We start from the raw sequence: 24385 nt of genomic DNA, 5'->3' as shown, positions 1-24385 counted from the left end.
CGATCATCATCCCCATCCAGAGAGGCCACTTTGCTTTTTAATCTCCAGGTGCTGCGGGGATGTGCCGCCTTGGGCGTCGCATTCTACCACACCGGCTTCAATCTGGCGGGCGACTGGCACACTGACTTTTCGGGCGTAGCTGTCTTCTTTGTGATCAGCGGTTTCATCATGTGTTTCATCACACGAGAAAACGCCGAAGGATTTTTGACCAAGCGCTTCATTCGGGTCATTCCGATGTACTGGCTCGGAACGCTCGCATTTGTAGCGTTGCGCTACGGGTTTGGCTCGCTAAGCTCGACGGCCTTTAGCGCGAATCCGACTCTCGCAAAGGACCTGTTTGACAGCCTGCTGTTCCTGCCATCGGAAAAGCTGCCCGTGCTCGGGGTGGGATGGACGCTTAATTTTGAAATCTATTTTTATCTCGTATTCGGCGTGGCGCTCTGGATAAGCCGCCGTTTCGCCCCCCTGATCTGCGCGGCAGTTATTTATACGGTCATCCTGCTGGACCGCCATGGCTATGGCGGGTTTTTGATCCACTACTATTCCCACGACTATATTCACTATTTCCTGGCGGGGATTGCGTTGTTTTATGTGTGGGAATTCGGCTCTTCTTTTGTTGGCGGATGGTTCGTTGTCGCGATGTGCTGGGCTCTCATCGTTTGTTTCTTTGGCGCCCAGTTCATTCGACCGTATTGGCCGAATTGGATCCTCGCTTACTATTGGTGGTTTCCCCCGCTCGTTGTTGGATGTGCTCTTTTTGCGGAAAGTAGCGGCGCGAAGGTCAGTTGGAAGCCGGCCGTATTGCTTGGTGATTCTTCCTACTCTCTCTATTTGTCTCATCCCATCTTCTATGGGATTGAGCGTGCGCTATTCAGGGCTTTGCATCTGCCGATAGCGAGCGAGAACGTATTGGTGACGATATTTGAGGTAGTAGCGGCCGCTTTGGTTGGTATTGCCATCCACCTTTGCATAGAAAAACCTCTTCTTCGAAAACTCAAGCAGACGCTGGACGGTCGCCGAAGAGCCGCGGCGCAAGCCGCTTGAGTAGCGGTACTCGGCAAGAAGGGGCGTGGCGGCTGAGCCGATCGGCGATGATCTTCTGATCAATCCCGTTCATCCGCGATCACTTTGCCGTCGTTCGGCAGACTTCCCGGTGCTACCAGTTCGACACTGCCTCCGAGTTTCGTTAACGAGCGCAGCGTGGAGGTGACCGCCTCGTGCAGCGCGTCGCCGGGCGAGGCGCATTCGCACCGAAGCACCATCACGTCCTGTTCGTTGTCGCGGCCGACGACGAGGCGCAGCCGTCCGAGTTCGCGATGGCGCTTGCCGATCTCGGCGATCTGCTCGGGGCGAACGAACATGCCTTTCACCTTGGTCGTTTGATCGGCGCGGCCCATCCATCCCTTGATGCGCAAATTTGTGCGTCCGCAGGGACTGTTGCCTGGCAGCACCGCGGTGAGGTCGCCGATGGCAAGGCGGATCCAGGGGTGATCGGGATCGAGCGTGGTGACGACGATTTCGCCGACGTCGCCGTCGTTCACCGGCTCGCCGGTGCCGGGCTTGACGATTTCGACGATGATGTCTTCGCTCACCACCATGCCCTCGTGCGCCGGTGTCTCGTAGGCGATCAGGCCAAGGTCCGCCGTGCCAAACGCCTGATAGGCCTCGATGCCGTGCGATTTGATCTCTTTCTGTAACGACGGCGGAAATGCCGCGCCCGAGACCAGCGCGCGTTTGAGAGAGGAGACGTCGCGGCCGGCGGCGATGGCCGCGTCGATCAGGATCTTCAGGAAATCCGGCGTGCCGCAATAGCCGGTCGGGCGGTAGGCCTCGATCAGTTCGAACTGTGCTTCGGCGTTGCCGGGGCCTGCGGGAATCACGGCGCAACCGAGCGCGCGCGCCGCGGTGTCGATAATGAAACCGCCCGGCGTAAGGTGATAGCTGAAGGTGTTGAGCACGACATCGCCCGCGCGAAAGCCGGCCGCAAACAGCGCGCGCGCCCCGCGCCATGGGTCGGCGTGCGCGGGCTCCGGTTCGAAGATCGGGCCGGGCGATGTATAAAGCCTACCGAATGAGCCCGTGGGCGCGCCCACGAATCCGCCGAAAGGTGGCGCGGCTTTATGCCGGGCCGGCAGGTCGGATTTGCGCAGCACCGGCAGCGTGGCGAGCGCTGCGCGGCTTGTGATCGCCGCGGGATCGACACCGTGGAGGTGTTCGGCATAGCCGGGCGCGGCAAGCGCCCCGCGCAGCACATCCGGCAGCTGCGAAAACAGGTCGGCCTCGCGCATGGCGTGATCGCGGGTTTCTTTCCAGTCGTAGTGGTCGGTCATGGGTTTAATCCGTCATTCCGGGGGCGGTCCGACAGGACCGAGCCCGGAATCTGGAGATTCTCCGGTGCGCAACTGCGCACCATAGTTCACGCTTCGCGTGCGCCGGAACGACAGCAGATATTTCTTCACAACCATCGCTTGCGACGCTTGAAACTTTTCAGATTTTTAAAGCTCTTGCGTTGATCGCCCGCGCCGCCAAGATAGAATTCCTTGACGTCCTCGTTGTCACGTAATTCGTCGGCGGTGCCGTCGAGCACCACCTTGCCTTGCTCCATGATATAGCCGTGGCTGGCGACGGAGAGCGCCGCGCGAGCATTTTGCTCGACGAGCAGGATCGTCACGCCGAGATCGCGGTTGATCGCCTTGATGATGGTGAACACTTCTTTCACCAGAAGCGGGGATAGACCCATCGACGGTTCGTCCATCAAAATCATCTTCGGTCGCGCCATCAGCGCGCGCCCGATCGCCAGCATCTGCTGTTCGCCGCCGGAGAGATAGCCGGCGAGCCCGGTGCGTTCCTTCAGCCGCGGAAAATAGTCGAACACCATGTCGATGTCGGCCGGCACTTCGCCATCGCTGCGGGTGAAGGCGCCGAGCTTCAGGTTCTCCAGCGAGGTCATGTCGGCGACGATGCGGCGTCCCTCCATCACCTGAAAGATGCCGCGCCGGACGATCTTTTCGGGATCGATGCCGTCGATGCGCTCGCCGTTGAACAGGATCTCGCCGCGCGTTACCTCGCCGTCTTCGGTCTTGAGCAGACCGGAGATGGCTTTCAGCGTGGTCGACTTGCCGGCGCCATTCGCGCCCAATAGCGCCACGATCGATCCCTTCGGCACATCCAGGCTCAAGCCGCGCAGGACCAGGATCACGTCGTCATACACCACCTCGATATTGCGCACGGCGAGGAGGGAGGCGGCGGCCGCGCCCGATGGCTGGTGCTCGATATGAGGGACTTCACTCATGTTCGTTACTCTTTCGGCATCGCTACAGCGTTATTCGTCAATCCCGCAGGGCCCTGAGACAAACGGTATCGGTTCATCGGCCAGATTTTCATCGGCTTCTGCCCGAGGCAGAGCCAGGATGTCACAGGATTGGTCCGAAGGATGACAGACACGCCGAGGCTGGCGACGATCGGAGCTATCACCGGCGGGAAGTATGGGAGAAAGAAGAAATGTATTGCGTAGATATCCAATGACCGCTTGCCGCAATAAGCGACCGCTCGTGTCAGCACGGCGGGCGCGTTGTCTGTGAACAAGCGGGCAAAATCGACCAGGGCGAGAGTGCCTGCGACTGCCACGATTCGTTGAAATTCCAGGTTGGCTGACCCCGGGTTTGGGAACAGCTGCGCGACCGGCGACACTTCGGTTCGATACCAAAAAGGCGCCAGCGCGACGAATATGACGTAAGGAATCCAACGAAGGGTATTGGGAAGCCCGGCAGGCCGTATGATGTGAAAAATGAAGCCGGCAAAGAAATATGGAAAGAATGCTTTGGCCATGCCGAGGCCGAGATCGGAGGGCAACGCACGAAACGATGCGTTGGCGATGGGCCACGCCAGGATCAAGAGAAGATAGAGTTCCGCTGGATTATTTCTTCCGCTGGATGAAGTGGCAGTCAGGGAATAGTAGAAGTATTGGACCGCCATGCTTGCCAAAGCCAGGACGCAGCTGCACTGAAACAGAGCCCAGAGAAACCAAAGGCCTTCGTCGGGAACTTGCAACATGTGCAGAAGCCACGTCGCGGGGTCGTATCCAGCCGGATGAACCAGGAAGTACTTGATGATGGCCCAGGTCATGAAGGGCACGACCAGTCTGAGCGCCTTGGATTTTATCTCGGAGAGATAGGACGGCAAATCAGGCGTCGTATTCAATCTCTTCGAAAAGCTCAACGACGCCGTCATGCCGGCGATAAACATGAACATCGGCATGTGGAACGAGTAGATGAGACGGAACGGCAGCGAGTGATCGAAATCCGGTGTTGCGCCCTGGAAAGTATGACCGAGCACGACGGTGCCGATGGCAAAGCCCTTCAGGCAGTCCAGAAACGTATCGCGCGACGAGACGCTCGTGGAGACAGCATGATTCACGTCAGTCGTCAATTTCTGTACTCTCAGAATCTGGTGGCGGCGTAACATGGACTTGTTGCACGTGATCCGCCGTCTCGGCCATCCTGCCTGTGGTGGTGCCAAGTGGATACTGAGCACAGCGTTCGAAGAATGGCGTCGCCTCCGCTCGCCCGGCAATCCACCCTCAAGAGAACCTTTTTTCCGATGGAGGCGCGGGGCAAGCCCCGCGCCACGTTGACGTAGCTGGTTACGGGATCACCAGCCGAACCAGTCGGCCTTGCGCGGCAGGTCGATGGTCTTGACCTTCTCGAGCTTGATCGTGCCCTTGGCCATCAGGTCGTTGATGTCGCCGTCGGTCGGACCTGAAATCTTGGCGCGATAGAGATCGACCTTCATCGAGCCGCGATGGTCCTTTTCGGTCCAGGTCGAGGGGTTGCAGACGCCGTCCATGCCTGATGGCACCCAGTTGGCCTTCTGATAGAAGCCCTTCGCCACGTTCTCGCCGGTCGCGCCGCCATTCTTGGCGGCCCAGTCCAGTGCTTCCTTCATATAAAGCGCCGAGCAAACGGCGGCGATGTAGTGCACGGGGCGATAAACCTTTCCGGTCGGATCGCTCATCTTCGAGATTTCCATCAGGGTCTTCATGCCCGGTGCATTGCCGCCCCAGGCGACCGCGGTGCGCAAGGGAAAGACGACCCCGTCGGCGGCGGCGCCGGCGGTCTTGGCGGCGTTCTCGTCCATGCCCCAGACGTTGGAGAGGAACTGGACGTCGACGCCGGCCGTCTTGCACGCCTTCATGACCGAGATGTTGGAGGCGGCCGTGTTCCCGAGATAGGCATAGTTGGCGCCGGAGCTCTTCAGGCTCAGGCACTGACCGCTGAAATCTTCCGGCTTGAGCGCAAACACCAGTGGCGGCAACACCTCAAAGCCGAGTTCTTTCGCCAGTGCTTCGCCGGCTGCCTTCGGCGCATTGGGGTAGGGGTGGTTGGCGCCCATATGGACGAACTTCGGCTTGCCGGGTTTGCCCTTGGCCTTCCAGTCTTCCGCCGCCCAGGTGAGTTCGGCGCGTAGCGCATCGGAATAGGTCGGGCCGTAGAAGAAATTATACGGGGCCGCCTTCGCCTTGCCGCTGGTGCCTTCGGGATCGCTCAGCGCGGCCGCATAGGAGCCGGACACGTCGGGAATCTTGTCCTGCGCGAGGAACGCGGTCAGCGCTTCGGTATCCGCGGTGCCCCAGCCCATGATCCCCGAGACCTTGTTGTCGCCCGCCGACCATTTCTTGTAGAGCGCGATCGCCCGCGGCACCTGATAACCGTAGTCGTTGGAGTCGACGGAAAGCTGTTTGCCGCCGACGCCGCCGTTCTTGTTGACCCAGGCGAAGGTGTCCACGACGCCCTGGCCGTAGGGCACGCCGACGTCGGCCGTGCCGCCCGAGAGATCTTCGAGATGACCGATCGCGATCTGGGCGTGCGCTGTCGATGTGGCGCCGCCGAGCATGATGGCCAACGAAACGGTGCCAAGCAGAGATTTCAACATCATGGGGTCTCCTCCGGTACTTTGTTTAAGTCGCTATTTCAATTCGAGCTATTCCAAACCCTAATGCGAGAACGGGTAGAGCTTCCAATAGATCTTGATCTGCCGCCAGCGGTGCGCGAGTCCGTCAGGCTCGAACATCAGAAAGCCGATGATGATCGCGCCGACCGTGATCTCGCGCAGGAAGGTGATGTTGTTGTTGAGCGAAAGCGCGTGATCGAAGGCGGATCCTTTCAGGTTCGCGCTGATCCATTCCATCGACTCCGGCAGCAGCACGACAAAGGCCGTTCCCATCAGCGTTCCCATCACTGAGCCGGTGCCGCCGATGATGATCATCGCCAGGAACAGAATCGAACGATCGATCCCGAAGCCTTCCTGCGAGATCACGAGCTGATAATGCGCATAAAGCGCGCCTGCGATGCCGGCGAAGAATGCCGCAAGCCCGAACGATAGCGTCCGGTATTTTGTCAGGTTGATGCCCATGATTTCAGCGGAGAGATAGTGGTCGCGGATCGCGACCAGCGCGCGACCGTCGCGCGTGCGCATCAGGTTGGTCACAAGAAGGAAACTGACCACGAGATAGGCCAGCACGACGTAGAAATATTGCCGGTCGCCGCGGAAGGTGTAGCCGAAGATCGAGAACGGATTGGCGCTCGCCGGCACCGAGCCGCCGGAAAACCAGTCGGCGCGCGAGAAGAAGTCGAGCAGGATATATTGCGCGGCAAGCGTGGCGATGACGAGGTAAAGTCCCTTCAGCCGTGCTGCCGGCACGCCAAAGATCAGGCCGACCAGCGCCGTGACCACGCCGGCGAGCGGAATGGCAAAGAATACCGGGATCGGAAAATTGTTGGAAAGGTAGGCCGAGGTGAAGGCGCCGAACAGGAAGAACGCCGCGTGGCCGATCGATATCTGGCCGGTGAAGCCGACGAGAACGTTGAGACCGAGCGCTGCGATCGCAAAGATGCCGATCTGGATCGAGATGCTGAGCCAGTAATTCGACAAAAGATACGGCGCGAGGCAGGCGAGGATGACGCCGGCAATCGCGAAGTTGCGGCTCTTCAGCGTCGGAAAGATCGTGGTGTCCGCCGCGTACGAGGTGCGGAAGTCGCCGGAGGGAATGAGGGAGGGGCTTGCCATAGGGGCTCTACCTTCCGAGACGGTAAGTGTCAGTCATCGGACCGCCGATTTTTATTTGGGCATGATCTCCGCGCAAACGCGTTACGCGTTTGTCGCGGGCGAAAACCGGTTTCCACTTTTCGGCGATCATGCCTACACCCGCTCGATGTCTTTGGTGCCGAACAGGCCGTACGGCTTGATCATCAGGATGATGATCAGCACGTAGAACGGTGCGATCTCGTAGAGATTGCCCCAGTGCAGGTACTGGCTGTCGACATATTGGGCGATGTTTTCGAGCAACCCGATGATGACGCCGCCAAGCACGGCGCCACCGATCGAATCGAGCCCGCCGAGGATCGCAGCGGGAAATACCTTGATGCCGTAGTCGGCAAGCCCCGACGACACGCCGTTAACGACGGCGACCACGACGCCGGCGACGGCCGAGACCGTGGCCGAGATCGCCCAGGCCATCGCGAATACGTTTTTCACGGAGATGCCGAGCGATTGCGCGACTTGCTGGTTGAAGGCTGTCGCGCGCATCGCGAGGCCGTATTTCGAGGCGCGGAAGAACCAGGCCATGCCGATCATCATCGCGAGCGACACCGCAAGGCTCATGACGTAGACGCTCTGGATCTGCAGGCCGAAGAGGTTGACGGACTCGCTGGGAAATACGCGCGGGAACGGCTGCGGGTTGACGCCAAAGATCCATTTCAGCGCCGCATCAAGCACGGTCGACAGCCCGATCGTCACCATGATCACCGAAATGATCGGCTCGCCGATCATCGGTCTCAGGATCACGACCTGAATCGCGATGCCGAACACAAACATGAAGACGAGCGTCAGCGGCATCCCGATCCAGAACGGTACGCCATATTTGGTGAGCAGCGCCCAGCACACCCAGGCGCCGATCAGAAGCAATTCGCCTTGCGCGAAATTGACGACCTGTGTGGCCTTGTAGATCAAGACGAACGACATCGCGACCACGCCGTAGAGCGTGCCGACCACAAGGCCGTTGACCAGGAGCTGGATCAGGAACGCAGTGTTCATAAGCTTTATGCTATTCTTCGCCTCGCCCCGCGTGCGGGGAGAGGCCGGCGTGCGCTCGGCGATGCGGAGCATCGTCCGGTGCACGACGGGTGAGGGGGATCGCGACTTGCGAGGTGCTGACGAATTCAAGACCGGACGTGCGCGACGGTTGCGAAGTACGCCAACCGTTGCGGAAGGAAGGCTCTGGTATCGACTGCGCTCTCGCAGATTGAATGGTCACAAGTTTGTTCGGCAGGAACCGATCGGGCCGTACACAGTAGACTTCGTATGTCGCGAATGCCGGCTGATTGTGGAGGTGGACGGTGGACAACATGCCGACAGCCGTCGTGACTCCATACGCGACCGCTGGCTCGCCGACCATAAATTCAAAGTCCTGCGATTTTGGAACAACGACGTTCTTCGCAACATGGCTGGAGTGCTGGACGCAATTTCCGCTGCTCTCGCGGATGCTCCCCCTCACCCGGATCGCTAAGGCGATCCGACCTCTCCCCGCAGGCGGGGAGAGGTGAAGACAAACAGTGTGCTTGCCGTTGGATTTGCTCATTCCGCGGCCTCCGCGAGTGGCGTGGCTGGCGCCAGATCGACCACCTTCAGCTTGGTGCGGATGCGTTGCGTGGTGCCGTCCTGAAAACGGATCACGGTATCGACCGGTATCTCGTTTTTTCCGGCGTAGATGGACTCGATGATGTCGGCGTATTTGTCGTTGATCACGCCACGGCGGACTTTCCGCGTGCGGGTCAGTTCGCCATCGTCGGCATCGAGCTCCTTGTAAAGCAGCAGGAAGCGGGAGATGCGCTGCGCCGGCGGCAGCGTGGCGTTGACCGCCTCGACTTCTTTCTGCAACAGCGTATAGACCTCGCGCCGCGCCGACAGATCGGTATAGGTCGTGAACGCGATCCGGTTCTTTTCCGCCCACTTCGACAGAATCGAGAAGCGGATGCAGAGCATCGTCGCGAGATGATCGCGGCCGGCGCCAAGCACGACCGCTTCGGCGATATAGGGCGAGAATTTCAGCTTGTTCTCGAGGTATTGCGGCGAGAAGCGCTCGCCCCGCGAAGTCTCGGCGAGGTCCTTGATGCGGTCTATGACGACAAGATGCTTCGCGCCATTGAAGTACCCGGCGTCTCCCGATTGCAGCCAGCCGTCTTTCATGTCGGCCGTTGAGGCTTCCGGATTCTTGAAATAGCCGAGGAACATGTTGGGGTGGCGGATCACGATTTCGCCGACGCCGTGAATATCAGGATTGTCGATCCTGATTTCGACCGTTTCCGCCATGGCAACGCCCGTCGTGTCGGGATCGACGGCATCCTCCGGGTGCAGGGTATAGGCCCCAAGTGTCTCGGTCTGGCCGTAGAGCGTGCGCAAGGGCACGCCCATCGCGCGGAAGAACTTGAACGTGTCGGGGCCGAGCGCCGCGCCGCCGGTTGCGGCCGAACGCAGGCGGGTAAAACCGAGCCGGTCGCGCAGCGCGCGGAACAAAAGCGTTTCGGCCACGACCGAATGGCGGTTCCTGGCCAGCGCCGAAAGGCCTGCTTTCATGCCGAGATCGTAGAGCCCCTGCTTGAGCGTCGATGCATCCATCACCCGCGCGCGAACGTCGGCGGCGATCGCTTCCCAGACCCGGGGCGCGAACAGCACGAAGGTCGGCGCGATCTCGCGCAGATCGTTCATCATGGTCTCGGGCTCTTCGACGAAGTTGATCTTCATCCGGCAGAGCAGCCCTTTGCCGAGCGCGTATATCTGTTCCATGATCCAGGGCAGCGGCAGCACCGAGACATATTCGTCTTCCGGCCCCTTCGGATCGAACTCGAGGTAGGTCGCGCAATGCCGCAGCACGCGGCCCGGCGCCAGCATGGCGAGCTTCGGATGGGACGTCGTGCCCGAGGTAGTGCAGAGGATCGCGACATCCTCGCCGCGCGTGGCGTCGACGAGGTTGTCGTACAGCGCGGGCTCGCGGCTCGCCCGTTCGCGTCCTTTTGTGACGAGTTGCTCGGCCGACATCAGGCGCGGATCGCTGTATTTCCGCAAACCCCTCGGGTCGGAATAGATGATGTGGCGCAGCGATGGCGCGCGGTCGGCCAGCCCCAGGAGCTTGTCGACCTGTTCTTCGTCTTCGGCGAAGACGAGCCTAGCTTCGCCATAGTTGAGGAGATAGGCGGCTTCCTCGTCGAGCGCGTCGCGATAAAGACCGAGGCTCAAGCCTCCGATCGCATGGGTTGCGATCTCGGCCGCAACCCAGTCCGGCCGGTTGTCGCCGATGATGCTGACGACGTCGCCGCGCTCTAAACCGAGTTCGACCAGGCCGAGCGTGAAATCCCGAACGCGGGTGTGATAGTCGCTCCAGGTCACGAGTTTCCAGAGGCCGAGATCCTTTTCGCGTAGCGCGATCTCCTGGCCGAATTCGCGCGCGTTCAGCCGCAAGAGTTTCGGATAGGTGTCGGCCTCTGCGACGCGGGCGGCGTAATCCATCATGCCGCGGTCTCCAGCGTGATGCCCACTTTCCGAAGTTCGCTAATTGGCTCCTCGATGTCTATTTGCGAACTTCGGAAAGTCATGGGCATCACCAAACAAACAATAATTCTAGTACCGCTCATCGATCTGAAGTCCCTGAAAGAACTCGCCGCTCGCGGTGCAGGGACTTCAGATCGGCGGTACTGGTGGGAGTTGGGGCTTCCCCGGGATCAACCAGTGCTTCGTCTTCCTCGCCGAGATAGGCGCGCTTGACATGAGGATCGGCGAGCACGGAGGCCGGGTCGCCTTCTGCGATCTTGCGGCCGAAATCGAGCACCATCACGCGGTGGGAGATGTCCATCACCACGCCCATGTCGTGCTCGATCATCATCACGGTCATGCCGAACTCTTCGTTGAGGTCGACGATGTAGCGCGCCATGTCCTCCTTTTCCTCGAAGTTCATGCCGGCCATCGGCTCGTCGAGCAGAATCAGCCGCGGCTCCAGCGCCATCGCGCGGGCCAGTTCGACGCGTTTGCGCAGGCCATAGGGCAGGGTGCCTGCGGTCGCCTTGCGCACCGACTGCAAATCGAGAAAGTCGATGATCGCCTCGACCTTGTGGCGATGCCGCAGCTCCTCGGCCCTCGCGCCCGTCAGCCAGTACAGCGATCCGGTGACGAAGTTGTTCTTCAACAGGTGATGACGCCCGACCATGATGTTGTCGAGTACGCTCATGTGGTGAAACAGCGCGAGGTTCTGGAAGGTGCGGCCGATGCCAAGCCGCGGCCGGGCATTCGGGTTCAGCGCGGTGATATCCTGTCCGCTGTAAAACAGCTTGCCCTCGGTCGGCCGGTAGCGGCCTGAGATGCAGTTGACGATCGAGGTCTTGCCGGCGCCGTTGGGACCGATGATCGAGAACAGCTCGCCCGGTTTGACGGCAAAACTGACATCGGTCAGCGCGCGCACGCCGCCAAAGCGTAGCGAAACCCCGCGCACCTCCAACGTCTGGTCCAATCGTCCCTCCCAGCTTAGGAATTAGGGGCAGGCGCTTTTCGCAGCTCTTGGCCGTTATCCCTGAATTTTCAACGCGATCCTATATCGGCCGAACCGGTGAAGCCATGCGACGATTGGCAATTTGTTCGCGCTGGCACACCGAATGCCATCAGGGTCGGTTTACGCCCAACGTCCCGATTGGGCGTATCCGCCTGCATAGAGTAAAGCCGGCGCCTGGAATGTCTTGGGGCCGACAATTCATGTGCGATTTTCGACTAAGCGAAAACGTTGCTTGCTGCGATGCAGCAGGAAGGCTGGCGTCGTCATGATCACGGCGGACTACCTGCGAAAGATCGCGATCTGGTCGCGCGAACTGTCAGAGCGCGAGATCGAAACCGCGCGCGGGGGCATCGCGGAGAAGTCGTACCGGCAGGGCGAGTCCATCTTCCTGCGCGGCGACCGCTTCGACTACTGGACGGGAGTCGTCTCGGGACTGATCCGGATGGGTACGGTCTCCCGCGGTGGCAAGGCCATGACGTTCACCGGTTTGACTTCGGGCGCCTGGTTCGGCGAGGGCACCATGCTGAAGAGGGAGGCGCGGCGCTACGACCTGGTGGCGCTGCGCGACACTCGTATCGCGCTGATGGATCAGGGCACGTTCTTCTGGCTTTACGATAACAGCGTCGCTTTCAACCGCTTCCTCGTCGCACAGCTCAACGAGCGGCTCGGCCAATTCATCGGCCTTGTCGAGTATGGCCGGACGCTGGATGTCACCGCGCGCCTGGCGCGTTCGATCGCGTCGCTGTTCAATCCGATCCTCTATCCTGATCTGAGCCGCCATCTCGAGATCACCCAGGAGGAAATCGGAGCGCTGTCAGGCATATCCCGGCAAAACGCCAACCAGTGCCTGAAAAGGCTTGAGAAAGAAGGCCTGCTCCGCCTTGAATATGGCGGGGTCACTATCCTTGATATCGAGCGCCTGCGCAGTTATGGCGAGTAACCAAATTCTTTGGGTTTGTTTCTATCAAGCTGATTTTCCATCATCTTTTGCGTTAGACTTCGCGGAAGCCGGATGCTAAGGCCTCCTCCAAAATCCCTTTGATTGCGCATGATCTTTCGGAAAACCGTTTCCACTTTGCGCTAACGCGGCCCTCCGGGTCCGGATCATGCTTTTGGAGACGAAATGACGGCTCAGGATTCAAGGCGGCGTGTGGCGCTGATCACGGGCGTCACCGGTCAGGACGGGGCGTATCTCGCCGAATACCTGCTCGGCCTCGGCTACACCGTGCACGGCGTCAAACGCCGGTCGTCCTCGTTCAACACCGCCCGCGTCGATCACCTGTATGAAGATCCGCATACCGGCAACGTGCCGTTTCTGATGCACTACGGCGACATGACGGATTCGACCAACCTGATCCGGCTGGTACAGCAGATCAGGCCGACCGAGATCTACAATCTCGCCGCCCAGAGCCACGTCGCCGTCAGCTTCGAGAGCCCCGAATATACCGCCAATGCCGACGCGATCGGCGTGCTGCGGCTTCTGGAGGCGATCCGCATTCTCGGCATGGAAAAGGAAACCCGCTTCTACCAGGCCTCTACGTCCGAACTGTATGGATTGGTGCAGGAGGTTCCGCAGAAGGAGACGACGCCATTCTATCCGCGCTCGCCTTATGCGGTCGCCAAGCTCTACGGCTACTGGATCACGGTGAACTACCGCGAGGCCTACGGCATGTTCGCCTCGAACGGCATCCTGTTCAACCACGAGAGCCCGATCCGCGGCGAGACCTTTGTCACCCGCAAGATCACCCGCGCCGTGGCGCGTATCGAAGCCGGCCTTGAGGAAACGCTCTATCTCGGCAATCTCGACGCCAAACGCGACTGGGGCCACGCCAAGGATTACATCGTCGGCATGCACCGGATCCTGCAAGCCGACAAGCCGGACGATTTCGTGCTGGCAACCGGTGAAACGCGTTCGGTGCGCGAATTCGTCGAGCTGGCGTTCAAGGAGGTCGGCCGCAGTCTCGAGTGGCGCGGCAAGGGCGTCGAGGAAACCGGCCTCGACAAGAAGTCCGGCAAGACGCTCGTTCGCATCGATCCGCAGTATTTCCGTCCGACCGAGGTCGACCTTCTGATCGGCGATGCCAGCAAGGCGCACAAGATGCTCGGCTGGAAGCCGCAAACGAGCTTCGCCGACCTCGTCAAGCAGATGGTGGCCGGCGATCTCGCAATCGCCCGGCGCGAGGTTGCCAATGGCAAAGACGCCGTTTGAGCTGAAAGGCAAGAAGGTTTTTGTCGCCGGCCACAGGGGCATGGTCGGCGGCGCGCTGGTGCGCCGGCTGGCTTCGGAAGACGTCGAGCTTCTTACGGTCGCGCGAGCCGAGGTCGATCTGCGCGATCAGGCGGCGGTGTTCGACTGGTTTGCGAAAAAGCGTCCGCACGCCGTGTTTCTGGCCGCGGCAAAGGTCGGCGGCATCGTCGCCAACAACACGCTGCGGGCCGAATTCATCTATGAGAACCTGGTCGTTGCTGCCAACGCCATCCATGCCGCGCATCAGAATGGCGCCGAGAAGCTGATGTTTCTGGGCTCATCCTGCATCTATCCAAAACTCGCTGCGCAGCCGTTGCGCGAGGATTCGATGCTGACCGGTCCGCTCGAAATCACCAACGAGCCTTATGCGATTGCCAAGATCGCCGGCATCAAGATGGTTGAGGCCTATCGCAGCCAGTACGGATCTGACTTCATCAGCGTGATGCCGACCAATCTTTATGGTCCGGGCGACAATTATCATCCCGAACATAGCCACGTGGTGGCGGCGCTGATCCGCCGCTTTCACGAGGCGAAGGTCGCGGGCACGCCTGAGGTCAAGGTGTGGGGCACCGGAACGCCGCGCCGCGAGTTTCTCTATGTCGATGACCTTGCGGACGCCTGCATCCACCTGATGAAGACCTATTCGAGCGGTGAACTTGTCAATATCGGCACTGGCGAGGACATCACCATCGCGGAATTTGCCCGCGTGGTGGCCGATGTGGTCGGCTATTCCGGCAAGATCAGCTACGATTCCTCGCGGCCCGACGGCACGCCGCAGAAACTGCTCGATGTTTCCCGGCTCGCCAGACGCGGCTGGCGCGCGCGCACCTCGTTGAACGACGGCATCAAGCTCGCTTATCAGGCTTACTTGCGCGAGCACAAGCAGGCGACGGAGTGAGCAGCAGATTGCTCAGTTGATATCGTGTCATTCCGGGATGGTGCGTTAGCACCAGACCCGGAATCTCGAGATTCCGGGTCCGCACTTCGTGCGCCCCGGAATGACGACTTTAACTTCACCTCGCTCCGCGCGGCGGCCTCTTTCCAAGCGCCGCCGCCATCGCCGCGATCAGCGGTCTCATGAAGAAAGCATCGTTTGGCGGATAGATGGCGGCGGAGAGCCCGTGCGACGCGAGTTCGTTCGACACCGCGGGTCCTACCGAGGCGATCGGCGTCCTGTTCAGGCCCTCACGCAGGCGCGCTTCGTGTCCCTTCGCTTGCGCGACGTCGAACAGCCGGCGGATCTGGCCGAGATTGGTCAGCGCGATCGCATCGATGCGCCCCAAAGCCATTTCCTCGATCGCGGTCATGATGTGGCTTTCGGCAGCGCGTGCATCGTAAACATAAGGTGTCACGGGAATCGCCACGGCGCCTAGGGCTGAAATTGCGCCCAGCAGCGCGCCGTGATCCTTGTCCGGGTAGAGCTGCACGCCGACGCGATGGTCCTTGAGATGGATCTGCGCCAGCATCTCGATCACGCCTTCGGTGGTCGGCTTTTCCGTCGTCATCTGCGGGTCGAGGCCGATCTCGCGCAGGGCGCGTCCGGGTTTTGGTCCGCGCGCGAATTTGCGCGCCTTGCCGAGCGCGGCGATGAAATCCGCTTCGGCATTCATGCGTCGCGCCGCCTTCATCAGCCGCCGCAGGCCTTCGCCGGTCATCAGCACGAGATCGTCAAGGGGATGCTCGATCGAGCCGCGAATCCAGGCCTCGACAGGCGCCGGGTCCGGCACATCCTCGATCGTAAACATCGGACATTGCAGCGCGTCGGCGCCTTGCTCGGTCAGGAGCTTTGAGAATTGCGCTTCCTCGCGGCTTTCCAGGATCAGGATGCGATAGCCATTCAGTCGCTCGGTCATGATCTGTGATCCCGGTTTACGTTGACGTTACTTTGTTCATCTTGCCGGATTGGCGCAAGGCAGTCGCGGGTGATAGAGCAGGGCTCATCGCTGCCAAGGTTTCGTCCCATGCCCGATCATCAATTCGTTCTGACGCTTTCCTGCCCGGATCGACCCGGCATCGTCTCCGCAGTGTCGACGTTTCTGGCCCATAACGGGCAGAACATTCTCGACGCCCAACAGTTCAATGACGTCGAGACCGGGCATTTCTTCATGCGCGTGGTTTTCAACGCCGCTGATCTAGCCGTCGGGCTGGCGGCCCTGCAAACCGGATTCACCGCGATTGCCGATCGCTTCGGCATGGAATGGCAGATGCGCGACCGCGCCAGCCGCCGGCGGGTGATGCTGCTCGTTTCCAAATCCGATCACTGCCTCGCCGACATTCTCTATCGCTGGCGCACCGGTGAGCTGTCGATGGATATCGCCGCCATCGTGTCCAACCATCCGCGCGAGACCTATGCGGGCCTCGATTTCGGCGACATCCCGTTTCACCATCTGCCGGTCAGCAGGGAGACCAAGGCGGAGCAGGAGGCTGCGATCTGGGATCTCGTGACGAAGACGAAAGCCGATCTCGTGGTGCTCGCGCGCTATATGCAGATTTTGTCGGACGACCTGTCGGCGAAACTGTCCGGCCGATGCATCAACATCCACCATTCATTCCTGCCGGGTTTCAAGGGCGCGCGGCCGTATCACCAGGCCCACGAGCGCGGCGTCAAACTGATCGGCGCTACGGCGCACTATGTGACCAGCGACCTCGATGAGGGCCCGATCATCGACCAGGACGTCGAGCGCATCAGCCATCGCGACACGCCGGAAGACCTCGTTCGCAAGGGCCGCGACATCGAGCGGCGCGTGCTGGCGCGCGCCGTGCGCCATCATCTGGAGGACCGAGTGATCCTCAACGGCCGCAAGACCGTCGTATTCATGGATTGAAGCCTTCGTCATTCCGGGATGGTCCGAAGGACCAGACCCGGAATCTCGAGATTCCGGGCTCGATGCTGCGCATCGCCCCGGAATGACAGTCGTTGATTTAATGCACCGGCCCGAGCCCGGACGACGAGGCTGGCGCCGACGAAGCATTCGCGTTGGAGGGCGCAGGCTCAAGCCGCTTGCGCTCCTGCTCTTTCATGTAGGCATCGTATTCCGGCGTGCCGCGCCGCGGCGGGATGTCCTTTGGTTCGCCGCCAGCCCATTGCGGCAGCGTATCGCCGATCGCAGGCCCAATTCGCTCATTGACCGACGAACAGCCGGCGAGAATGGCCCCCGCAAGGGCGAGCGCGGCAATCGTGGTGACATAGCGGGCGCGGGCCCGTGCTCCGATTGCGAAGTTCGCTTGCATTCGTGGCAACATCCTATGCGGACTTCTGAACCGCCACGCCAGCGGTTCTCGTCGGCGAGACGATAGGGCTATGGCCTTTAAAAAAGATGGATTTGGGGCCGACGCCGGCTCCGCAGAGTTCATGCTGCACCGGGCGAAAGGCAATCGGTGGACGTCACCAGCGCCTTGTCCACGAGGAAGGTCTTGTTGACAAGACCATTTCATTTGTACAATCGTACAAATGAAAATTGAGGCGGGAATTGAGGACGGCGATTGGGGAATCGAGAGCCGGGAAGACGCAACCCGGTCGCAGTTGACGGTACGATGGAACCGTAGCGTGTCCGCTCATCATCTACGCTTCGGCAAACGAGCGGCTGATTGGGGAGGACGCCCTTCGTTCAATTGACGGCAGCGGCGCAAGCGATGCCAAGTCACTGCCAAAACCATTGCCAAGTCCGGTGGCCATGTCCGCTGCAGGTACGGTTGCCAGGCTGCTGCGATGCAGCCGCCAGCGCATCGACGGCGGGATGAGGCAAAGCCGGCATTTTCGGACACGATTCGATCAGGGAGAAACATTCATGTTTGTTCGCAGTCACCTCTTGCTCGCAGCCGGCGTTGTTGCCGCGAGCGCGCTGGCGTCAGGGCCTGTGCCGGCGCAGGAAGTCGTCAAGATCGGCCTGATTGTGCCGATGACCGGCGGCCAGGCCTCGACCGGCAAGCAGATCGACAATGCGGTCAAGCTCTACATGCAGCAGAACGGCGACACGGTTGCCGGCAAGAAGATCGAAGTCATCCTCAAGGACGACGCGACGCTGCCCGACAACACCAAACGTCTCGCGCAGGAACTGATCGTCAACGAAAAGGTCAACATCATCGCGGGCTTTGGCATCACGCCGTCCGCGTTCGCGGCGGCGCCGCTGGCGACGCAGGCGAAAGTGCCGGAAGTCGTGATGGCGGCCGGCACCTCGGTCATCACCGAGAAGTCGCCCTATATCGTGCGCACCAGTTTCACGCTCGGCCAGTCCTCCACCATCATCGCCGACTGGGCGGTGAAGAACGGCATCAAGAAGGTCGCGACGCTCACCTCCGACTATGCGCCCGGCAACGACGCGCTGAAATTCTTCAAGGAGCACTTCACGGCCGGCGGCGGCCAGATCGTCGAAGAGGTCAAGACGCCGCTCGCCAATCCCGATTTCGCGCCGTTCCTGCAACGCATGAAGGACGCCAAGCCCGACGCCGTGTTTGTGTTCGTGCCGGCAGGCCAGGGCGGCAACTTCATGAAGCAATATGCCGAACGGGGCCTCGACAAGGCCGGCATCAAGGTGATTGGTCCCGGCGATGTCACCGACGACGACCAGTTGAAGGACATGGGCGATGCGGTGCTCGGCACCGTCACTGCGCATATCTACTCGGCCGCGCATCCTTCCGCGAAGAACAAGGAGTTCGTCGCCGCCTACAAGAAGGCCTTCAAGCAGCGGCCGGGCTTCATGGCGGTCGGCGGTTATGACGGCATGCACCTGATCTACGCGGCGCTGAAGAAGACTGGCGGCAAGGCCGACGGTGACTCCCTGATCGCGGCGATGAAGGGATTGGCATGGGAGAGCCCGCGCGGCCCGATCTCGATCGATCCGGAAACCCGCGACATCATCCAGAACGTCTATATCCGCAAGGTCGAGAAGGTCGACGGCGAACTCTACAACGTCGAATTCGAGACCTTCAAGGACGTCAAGGACCCCGGCAAGACCAAGAAGTGACGTCGCGAGAGCGACGTCATCCGGAGTTCCTATCCCTCCCCCTTGCGGGGAGGGTCGGTCGAGCGAAGCGAAGACCGGGGTGGGGGTATTATTTTAAAATGAATTTCCCCCCACCCGCCACGTCGCTCGCTACGCTCTCAACGTGCCACCCTCCCCGCAAGGGGGAGGGATCAAGCAAGCCGGATTTTTTCCTGCATGACCTCGATCCTCACCAACCTGTTCGACGGCGTCGCCTACGGCATGCTGCTGTTCGTGCTGGCGTGCGGGCTGGCGGTGACGCTCGGGCTGATGAATTTCGTCAATCTCGCCCACGGCTCGTTCGCGATGGCGGGCGGTTATATCTGCGCGGTGCTGGTCAACGGCCAAGGCTGGCCGTTCTTCGCGGCGCTGCCGCTTGCATTCGTCGGCAGTAGCCTGATCGGAGCCGCGTTCGAGCGCACGCTCTACCGTCATCTCTACACACGAAGCCATCTCGACCAGGTGTTGTTCTCGATCGGCCTCGTCTTCATGTCGGTCGCCGCCGTCGATTACTTCATGGGCTCGTCGCGCGTCTTCATCAATTTGCCTTCCGCTCTCGAAGGCCAGTTCGATGTGTACGGCGTCGGCATCGGCCGCTACCGGCTGATGATCATCGTGATCTGCGGCCTGCTGACCGCGCTATTGCAACTGATACTGGCGAAGACGCGCTTCGGCAGCCGCCTGCGCGCCGCGGTCGACGATCCCCGCGCAGCAAGCGGGCTCGGCATCAACGTGCCGCAGGTCTTTGCCTTCACCTTTGCCTTCGGCTGCGGCCTTGCCGGTTTGGGCGGCGCGTTGAGCGCCGAAGTCCTCGGCCTCGATCCGTATTTCCCGCTGAAGTTCATGATTTACTTCCTGATCGTGGTGACGGTCGGGGGCTCTTCCTCCATCACCGGACCGTTCCTCGCTTCGCTTTTGCTCGGCATCGGCGATGTCGCCGGCAAATATTACGTGCCCAGGATGGGGCCGTTCGTGATCTACACCATCATGATCGTCATCCTGATCTGGCGTCCCAACGGCCTGTTCGGCCGTACGGCGGCCCGGTAAATTCGGTAAAGCATGTCCGCCTCGTCAGACGTCGGCAGGATCGCAAGGGCTCACGCCAACTGGCATTGGAGCGAGATCGTATTCTGGTGTCTCACGCTTGCGTGCGGCTTCCTGTTTCCCTCGCGCTACCTGATCATGACCGACATCGTGCGGCTGGCGCTGTTTGCGCTCTCGCTCGACCTGATCCTGGGCTATGCCGGCATCGTGTCGCTCGGGCACGCCGCTTTCTTCGGCATCGGCGCCTACAGCGCGGGGCTTTTGGCGGTGCACGGCGTCATCACCCAGCCGGTACTCGCGCTGATCGTGGCCGGCCTTGTCGCGGCGGTGATCGGCTTTCTCACCAGCTTTCTCGTCATCCGCGGCGTCGACCTGACCCGGCTGATGGTCACGCTCGGCATCGCGCTTCTGCTGGAAGCGCTCTCCGAACGCTTTTCCAACATCACCGGCGGTACCGACGGGCTGCAAGGCATCGAGATGGCGCCGGTGCTCGGCGCGTTTCAGTTCGACATCTTCGGCAGGACCGGCTTCTTCTACGCGCTGATCGTGCTGTTCGTGCTGTTTCTGATCGCGCGGCGGATCGTGCATTCGCCATTCGGCCTGTCGCTGCGCGCCATCAAGAACAATCCGCTGCGCGCAGCCGCGATCGGCGTGCCGGTCAACCGCCGCCTGATCGGGGTCTATACGCTGGCCGCCTTCTATGCCGGCATTGCCGGGGCTTTATTCACCCAGACCACGCAGCTCGCCTCGCTCGATGTGTTTTCGTTCGAGCGTTCGGCGGACCTGATGCTGGTGCTCGTCATCGGTGGCACCGGCTATCTCTATGGCGGCCTGATCGGCGCCGTGGTGTTCCGGATGCTGCAGGAGTTTTTCTCCAACATCACGCCGGAATACTGGCAGTTCTGGATCGGGCTCGTGCTGGTCGTGATCGTGCTGGTCGGCCGCGCACGGCTCCATCGCTGGGTGCTGTTCGTGCCGAATTGGATCATCCGGCAATTCGGCGGGCAAAAGGCCACCGTCGCCGTCTCCGAGGGCGAGGCATCATGACGCTCGCGCTGGAAACCAAAGGGCTGGGGAAACAGTTCGGCGGCCTCAAGGTCACGCGCGACCTGTCGCTGCAGGTCACGCAAGGCGCCCGCCATGCGCTGATCGGCCCGAACGGCGCCGGCAAGACCACCGTGATCAACCTTTTGACCGGGGTGCTGAAGCCGAATGCGGGGCGGATCCTGCTGGAAGGCAATGACATCACGAACCTGACCGTGCATCGCCGCGTGCTGCGCGGGCTGTCGCGCACCTTCCAGATCAACCAGCTCTACCCTGATTTGACGCCGATCGAGACCATCGGGCTTGCGGTGGCCGAACGGCTCGGGCGCGGCGGCGACTGGTGGCGCGTGATGGGCACGCGCGACGACGTCAATGCCGAGATCGCCGAGAATCTCGAACGCTTCCATCTGACCGATGTCAGGAACGAGCCGACTGTAACGCTTGCCTACGGCAAGCAGCGTCTGCTCGAAATCGCGGTCGCGATCGCGAGCAAACCGCGCGTGCTCCTGCTCGACGAGCCCGCCGCCGGCGTTCCGGAAAGCGAGCGTCATGATATTCTCGCCGCCGTCGCCAGCCTGCCGCGCGACGTCACGGTGCTTCTGATCGAACACGACATGGATCTGGTGTTTTCCTTTGCCGACCGGATTTCGGTGCTGGTCAATGGCGCCGTGCTCGTCGAAGGCGCGCCCGACGAGGTCGCGCGCGATGCCCGGGCGAAAGCGGTCTATCTCGGCGAGGGCGCCGATGGCTGATCTGCTTTCAATCAAGAACCTGCGCGCCGGCTATGGCGAGGCGATCGTGCTCCCCGACATGACGCTGAGCCTGAGGGAAGGCGAGGTGCTGGCGCTGCTCGGGCGCAACGGCACCGGCAAGACCACGCTGATCAACTCGATCGTGGGCGTGACGCGCCGCTTTGGCGGCAAGGTGGCGCTGGCGGAGCGCGACCTGACGGCGATGCGGCCGGATCAGCGGGCGCGGGCCGGGATCGGCTGGGTGCCGCAGGAGCGCAATATCTTTCGTTCGCTGACGGTGGAAGAGAACATGACCGCCGTGGCGCAACCGGGGCCGTGGACGGTCGATCGGATCTACGAGATGTTTCCGCGCCTGAAGGAGCGGCGCAGCAATTTTGGCAATCAGCTTTCCGGCGGCGAGCAGCAGATGCTGGCGGTTGGCCGTGCGCTCATTCTCAATCCGAAGGTCTTGCTGCTGGACGAGCCGACCGAAGGGCTCGCGCCGATCATCGTCGAGGAACTGCTGCGGGCGCTCGGCACCATCACCCGCTCGGGCGGCATCTGCTCGATCATCGTCGAGCAGAACGCGCGGAAAATCCTGTCGCTTGCAGACCGCGCCGTGATATTGGAACGTGGTGCGATCGTTCACGATGCCGCAAGCAGTGCCCTGAGGGCCGATCCCCTGGCGCTGGAACGCTTTCTGGGTGTCGCGGGCAAGTCGTGAGGTTATCTTTGGCCGTCATTCCGGGGCGATGCGAAGCGTCGAACCCGGAATCTCGAGATTCCGGGTCTGGTCCTTCGGACCATCCCGGAATGACCTTGAAGTTCTAGGGAGCAAAACCATGCAACGAACAAAGCCCCCCTTCCGCGCTGACGAGGTCGGCAGCCTGTTGCGGCCGCCGCGCATCAAGGAAGCGCGCGCCCAACTCGAGAAAGGCGAGATTTCGCCGGACGAGCTGCGCAAGATCGAGGACATGGAAATCGAGAAGGTCGTGCACCGGCAGGCCTCGACCGGCCTGCGGCTTGCGACCGACGGCGAATTCCGCCGGTCGTGGTGGCATTTCGATTTTCTCGCCAGGCTCACCGGATGCGAAATGTTCCATCCCGAGCAGGGCATCCAGTTCGCCGGCGTTCAGACCCGGCACGATGCGGTGCGCGTCATCGCCCCGCTCGACTTTCCCGACGATCACCCGATGCTGGAACATTTCAAGTTCCTGAAGAAGCGATGCGACACCGCTCACGTCACGCCGAAGATGACGATCCCCTCGCCAGCGGTGCTGCATTTCCGCGGCGGCCGCAGGTCGATCTCGAAGGAGGTTTACCCCGATCTCGACGCGTTCTTTCACGACCTTGCCAAAACCTACCGCAAGGCGGTGAAGGCGTTCTATGACGCCGGCTGCCGCTATCTGCAGTTCGACGACACGGTCTGGGCCTATCTCTGTTCGCAGGACGAGTTGAAGAAGGCGCGCGAACGCGGCGACAATCTCGACGGTCTGCAGCAAATTTACGCCCGCGTGATCAACTACGCGCTTGCCGAGCGGCCCGCCGACATGACCATCACCACGCATGTCTGCCGCGGCAATTTCCGCTCGACCTGGATTTCTTCCGGCGGCTACGAGCCGGTGGCCGAGACGCTGCTCGGTGGCACCAATTACGACGGCTATTTCCTGGAATATGATTCCGAGCGTGCCGGCGGCTTCGAGCCGCTGCGCTATCTGCCCAAGGGCAACAAGGTCGTCGTGGTGGGCGTGATTACGTCAAAGAGCGGCGAGCTCGAGAAGAAGGACGACATCAAGCGCCGGCTCGAAGAGGCTTCCCATTTTGCGCCGATCGATCAACTCGCGGTTTCGCCGCAATGCGGGTTTGCCTCGACCGAGGAGGGCAACGTCCTGACCGAAGAGGAGCAATGGGCCAAGCTCCGCCTCGCGGTCGAGGTGGCGCAGGAGGTGTGGGGAAAATAGTAGCCTGACATTGCGTTCACTCGCTGTCTCCTCTCCGTTGCTTTTGATTCCGAAGGCTCTCGAGGCCGGCTCATGTGGACAATCTACGAAGAAATAGGACAGGCGTGGATTAAGGCTTACGCGGATATTAAACAGAGCCCCGACGATAGGGGTGTGTTTGCCGAATTCATTTTGAACGAAGAAAACGAAGCGAGAACAAAGGCTGCTGTCGATCTACAGCCATGGTTCGCTATTTTGGAGCTGGGTCTCGAATGGCTATCGTATGTTCACGTCGCACTTACGAATGATCTCGAAAATAAGTCAGAAGAAAATCGATACAGATATCTCGCTACTTGGGCGCTCGTTGGTTCTGCCGTCTCCTTTGGGCTTTCTATTCGACTTCTGTGCGCTTGCGGGTTCGATGCACCTGCAAAAGCATTGCTCCGTAGTTACGTTGAAGCACTTCTTCTCTGCCTAGCGGTGCTGGATGACAAGCAGCTGGCGAAAGCGTTCGTAGAGTCTGAAACGGACGCAGAGGTGAAGAATTTTTTGGCATTCGACGGCTTCCCCAAAGAACCTCCATCGAAATCGAAGGCAAATCAGGATTGCCGGCGGCAACGATTGAGCAGCTTACCGAGTGGCGACGTGAAGAATACGAAATCCTGTCCGTAGCGGATGAAGATGTCGTATTTTTGTAGCTCGTGATCTGTCGCCTTCGTTGTTGAGTTTCGGAGGAGCCGGAAAGCGTGGACGGTTCCGCCAGCCTGGTCATGCCATGGATATTGCTGCCGGGTTAGCCCTCT

General features: G+C 60.9%; 23 protein-coding genes. 13 read left to right on the top strand and 10 right to left on the bottom strand.

Features of this window, described 5'->3' with window-relative positions:
• Positions 1–30 precede the first annotated feature (30 nt).
• Positions 31–1044 carry an acyltransferase gene (locus M6D32_RS18080; RefSeq protein ID WP_298258647.1) on the top strand — a complete coding sequence of 338 codons (1014 nt, stop codon included), beginning with the start codon at positions 31–33 and terminating at the stop codon, positions 1042–1044.
• 59 nt (positions 1045–1103) lie between these two features.
• On the opposite strand, the gene M6D32_RS18075 is transcribed toward M6D32_RS18080, so the two are convergent.
• The 6 genes from M6D32_RS18075 to M6D32_RS18050 all read right to left on the bottom strand — a co-directional run bounded on the left by M6D32_RS18075 (position 1104) and on the right by M6D32_RS18050 (position 8091).
• The gene (locus tag M6D32_RS18075) at positions 1104–2330 is read right to left on the bottom strand and encodes an AMP-binding protein (protein ID WP_298258645.1); all 1227 of its coding nucleotides are present in this window, start codon (positions 2328–2330) and stop codon (positions 1104–1106) included.
• 125 nt (positions 2331–2455) lie between these two features.
• Positions 2456–3292 carry an ABC transporter ATP-binding protein gene (locus M6D32_RS18070; protein ID WP_298258643.1) on the bottom strand — a complete coding sequence of 279 codons (837 nt, stop codon included), beginning with the start codon at positions 3290–3292 and terminating at the stop codon, positions 2456–2458.
• 5 nt (positions 3293–3297) lie between these two features.
• Entirely contained in the window at positions 3298–4428 is a 1131-nt protein-coding gene (locus M6D32_RS18065; protein ID WP_298258641.1) for an acyltransferase, read from the bottom strand.
• Between the two features lie 222 nt (positions 4429–4650).
• On the bottom strand, positions 4651–5934 hold the full coding sequence (locus M6D32_RS18060) for an ABC transporter substrate-binding protein (RefSeq protein ID WP_298258639.1): 1284 nt from the start codon (positions 5932–5934) through the stop codon (positions 4651–4653).
• A gap of 57 nt (positions 5935–5991) precedes the next feature.
• Complete coding sequence (locus M6D32_RS18055) at positions 5992–7065, bottom strand: branched-chain amino acid ABC transporter permease (protein ID WP_298258637.1); 1074 nt, start codon at positions 7063–7065, stop codon at positions 5992–5994.
• Between the two features lie 132 nt (positions 7066–7197).
• Positions 7198–8091, bottom strand: coding sequence for a branched-chain amino acid ABC transporter permease (locus M6D32_RS18050; RefSeq protein WP_298258635.1), 894 nt, complete (start codon positions 8089–8091; stop codon positions 7198–7200).
• A gap of 7 nt (positions 8092–8098) precedes the next feature.
• Here M6D32_RS18050 and M6D32_RS18045 point away from each other — a divergent pair, with 7 nt between their 5' ends.
• Positions 8099–8563, top strand: a complete 465-nt coding sequence (locus M6D32_RS18045) for a DUF559 domain-containing protein (protein ID WP_366145844.1) — start codon at positions 8099–8101, stop codon at positions 8561–8563.
• Positions 8564–8631: 68 nt separating this feature from the next.
• Here M6D32_RS18045 and M6D32_RS18040 read toward each other — a convergent pair whose 3' ends face one another.
• Both M6D32_RS18040 and M6D32_RS18035 read right to left on the bottom strand, forming a co-directional pair.
• Positions 8632–10563 (bottom strand): long-chain fatty acid--CoA ligase, encoded by a 1932-nt coding sequence (locus M6D32_RS18040; RefSeq protein WP_298258632.1) that lies wholly within the window; start codon positions 10561–10563, stop codon positions 8632–8634.
• A 118-nt stretch (positions 10564–10681) separates the two neighbouring features.
• Positions 10682–11554, bottom strand: coding sequence for an ABC transporter ATP-binding protein (locus M6D32_RS18035; protein ID WP_298258630.1), 873 nt, complete (start codon positions 11552–11554; stop codon positions 10682–10684).
• Positions 11555–11858: 304 nt separating this feature from the next.
• Between M6D32_RS18035 and M6D32_RS18030 the strand changes: the two genes are divergently transcribed.
• From M6D32_RS18030 to M6D32_RS18020, 3 genes are all read left to right on the top strand, one after another.
• Positions 11859–12533, top strand: coding sequence for a Crp/Fnr family transcriptional regulator (locus tag M6D32_RS18030; protein ID WP_298258628.1), 675 nt, complete (start codon positions 11859–11861; stop codon positions 12531–12533).
• Between the two features lie 183 nt (positions 12534–12716).
• Complete coding sequence (gene gmd / locus M6D32_RS18025; protein WP_298258626.1) at positions 12717–13802, top strand: GDP-mannose 4,6-dehydratase; 1086 nt, start codon at positions 12717–12719, stop codon at positions 13800–13802.
• Positions 13783–14739: a GDP-L-fucose synthase gene (locus M6D32_RS18020; protein ID WP_298258624.1), complete on the top strand. Its 957-nt coding sequence runs from the start codon at positions 13783–13785 to the stop codon at positions 14737–14739. Before gmd ends, M6D32_RS18020 begins: the two co-directional genes overlap by 20 nt.
• Before the next feature lie 115 nt (positions 14740–14854).
• Here M6D32_RS18020 and M6D32_RS18015 read toward each other — a convergent pair whose 3' ends face one another.
• Complete coding sequence (locus tag M6D32_RS18015; protein ID WP_298258622.1) at positions 14855–15694, bottom strand: uroporphyrinogen-III synthase; 840 nt, start codon at positions 15692–15694, stop codon at positions 14855–14857.
• Between the two features lie 108 nt (positions 15695–15802).
• Here M6D32_RS18015 and purU point away from each other — a divergent pair, with 108 nt between their 5' ends.
• Positions 15803–16666, top strand: a complete 864-nt coding sequence (purU, locus tag M6D32_RS18010) for a formyltetrahydrofolate deformylase (RefSeq protein WP_298258620.1) — start codon at positions 15803–15805, stop codon at positions 16664–16666.
• Between the two features lie 97 nt (positions 16667–16763).
• Here the strand turns inward: purU and M6D32_RS18005 are convergent, their stop codons facing one another.
• Entirely contained in the window at positions 16764–17072 is a 309-nt protein-coding gene (locus M6D32_RS18005; RefSeq protein WP_298258618.1) for a hypothetical protein, read from the bottom strand.
• Between the two features lie 557 nt (positions 17073–17629).
• Here M6D32_RS18005 and M6D32_RS18000 point away from each other — a divergent pair.
• The 7 genes from M6D32_RS18000 to M6D32_RS17970 all read left to right on the top strand — a co-directional run bounded on the left by M6D32_RS18000 (position 17630) and on the right by M6D32_RS17970 (position 24254).
• A complete protein-coding gene (locus tag M6D32_RS18000; protein ID WP_298258616.1) occupies positions 17630–18805 on the top strand; it encodes an ABC transporter substrate-binding protein in 1176 nt (391 codons plus the stop codon).
• Positions 18806–19000: 195 nt separating this feature from the next.
• On the top strand, positions 19001–19870 hold the full coding sequence (locus tag M6D32_RS17995; protein WP_298258614.1) for a branched-chain amino acid ABC transporter permease: 870 nt from the start codon (positions 19001–19003) through the stop codon (positions 19868–19870).
• Between the two features lie 12 nt (positions 19871–19882).
• A complete protein-coding gene (locus tag M6D32_RS17990; RefSeq protein ID WP_298258612.1) occupies positions 19883–20914 on the top strand; it encodes a branched-chain amino acid ABC transporter permease in 1032 nt (343 codons plus the stop codon).
• A complete protein-coding gene (locus M6D32_RS17985) occupies positions 20911–21663 on the top strand; it encodes an ABC transporter ATP-binding protein (RefSeq protein ID WP_298258610.1) in 753 nt (250 codons plus the stop codon). The genes M6D32_RS17990 and M6D32_RS17985 overlap by 4 nt, the downstream gene beginning before the upstream one ends.
• Positions 21656–22366: an ABC transporter ATP-binding protein gene (locus M6D32_RS17980; RefSeq protein WP_298258609.1), complete on the top strand. Its 711-nt coding sequence runs from the start codon at positions 21656–21658 to the stop codon at positions 22364–22366. The genes M6D32_RS17985 and M6D32_RS17980 overlap by 8 nt, the downstream gene beginning before the upstream one ends.
• A gap of 118 nt (positions 22367–22484) precedes the next feature.
• On the top strand, positions 22485–23603 hold the full coding sequence (locus M6D32_RS17975) for a cobalamin-independent methionine synthase II family protein (protein WP_298258607.1): 1119 nt from the start codon (positions 22485–22487) through the stop codon (positions 23601–23603).
• A gap of 72 nt (positions 23604–23675) precedes the next feature.
• On the top strand, positions 23676–24254 hold the full coding sequence (locus M6D32_RS17970) for a hypothetical protein (protein WP_298258605.1): 579 nt from the start codon (positions 23676–23678) through the stop codon (positions 24252–24254).
• The last annotated feature ends 131 nt before the right edge of the window (positions 24255–24385 follow it).

Source organism: Bradyrhizobium sp., assembly GCF_027307225.1.
GTDB lineage: Bacteria > Pseudomonadota > Alphaproteobacteria > Rhizobiales > Xanthobacteraceae > Bradyrhizobium.
Note: the sequence above shows the minus strand (reverse complement) of the source record. Positions and strands in the feature narration are given on the sequence as shown.

Coding starts and splice junctions, on each gene's coding strand:
- M6D32_RS18075 (WP_298258645.1), bottom strand. CDS start 2,330: ATGACCGACCACTACGACTGGAAAGAAACCCGCGATCACGCCATGCGC.
- M6D32_RS18070 (WP_298258643.1), bottom strand. CDS start 3,292: ATGAGTGAAGTCCCTCATATCGAGCACCAGCCATCGGGCGCGGCCGCC.
- M6D32_RS18060 (WP_298258639.1), bottom strand. CDS start 5,934: ATGATGTTGAAATCTCTGCTTGGCACCGTTTCGTTGGCCATCATGCTC.
- M6D32_RS18055 (WP_298258637.1), bottom strand. CDS start 7,065: ATGGCAAGCCCCTCCCTCATTCCCTCCGGCGACTTCCGCACCTCGTAC.
- M6D32_RS18050 (WP_298258635.1), bottom strand. CDS start 8,091: ATGAACACTGCGTTCCTGATCCAGCTCCTGGTCAACGGCCTTGTGGTC.
- M6D32_RS18045 (WP_366145844.1), top strand. CDS start 8,099: ATGCTATTCTTCGCCTCGCCCCGCGTGCGGGGAGAGGCCGGCGTGCGC.
- M6D32_RS18040 (WP_298258632.1), bottom strand. CDS start 10,563: ATGATGGATTACGCCGCCCGCGTCGCAGAGGCCGACACCTATCCGAAA.
- M6D32_RS18030 (WP_298258628.1), top strand. CDS start 11,859: ATGATCACGGCGGACTACCTGCGAAAGATCGCGATCTGGTCGCGCGAA.
- gmd (WP_298258626.1), top strand. CDS start 12,717: ATGACGGCTCAGGATTCAAGGCGGCGTGTGGCGCTGATCACGGGCGTC.
- M6D32_RS18020 (WP_298258624.1), top strand. CDS start 13,783: ATGGCAAAGACGCCGTTTGAGCTGAAAGGCAAGAAGGTTTTTGTCGCC.
- M6D32_RS18015 (WP_298258622.1), bottom strand. CDS start 15,694: ATGACCGAGCGACTGAATGGCTATCGCATCCTGATCCTGGAAAGCCGC.
- purU (WP_298258620.1), top strand. CDS start 15,803: ATGCCCGATCATCAATTCGTTCTGACGCTTTCCTGCCCGGATCGACCC.
- M6D32_RS18005 (WP_298258618.1), bottom strand. CDS start 17,072: ATGCAAGCGAACTTCGCAATCGGAGCACGGGCCCGCGCCCGCTATGTC.
- M6D32_RS18000 (WP_298258616.1), top strand. CDS start 17,630: ATGTTTGTTCGCAGTCACCTCTTGCTCGCAGCCGGCGTTGTTGCCGCG.
- M6D32_RS17995 (WP_298258614.1), top strand. CDS start 19,001: ATGACCTCGATCCTCACCAACCTGTTCGACGGCGTCGCCTACGGCATG.
- M6D32_RS17990 (WP_298258612.1), top strand. CDS start 19,883: ATGTCCGCCTCGTCAGACGTCGGCAGGATCGCAAGGGCTCACGCCAAC.
- M6D32_RS17985 (WP_298258610.1), top strand. CDS start 20,911: ATGACGCTCGCGCTGGAAACCAAAGGGCTGGGGAAACAGTTCGGCGGC.
- M6D32_RS17980 (WP_298258609.1), top strand. CDS start 21,656: ATGGCTGATCTGCTTTCAATCAAGAACCTGCGCGCCGGCTATGGCGAG.
- M6D32_RS17975 (WP_298258607.1), top strand. CDS start 22,485: ATGCAACGAACAAAGCCCCCCTTCCGCGCTGACGAGGTCGGCAGCCTG.
- M6D32_RS17970 (WP_298258605.1), top strand. CDS start 23,676: ATGTGGACAATCTACGAAGAAATAGGACAGGCGTGGATTAAGGCTTAC.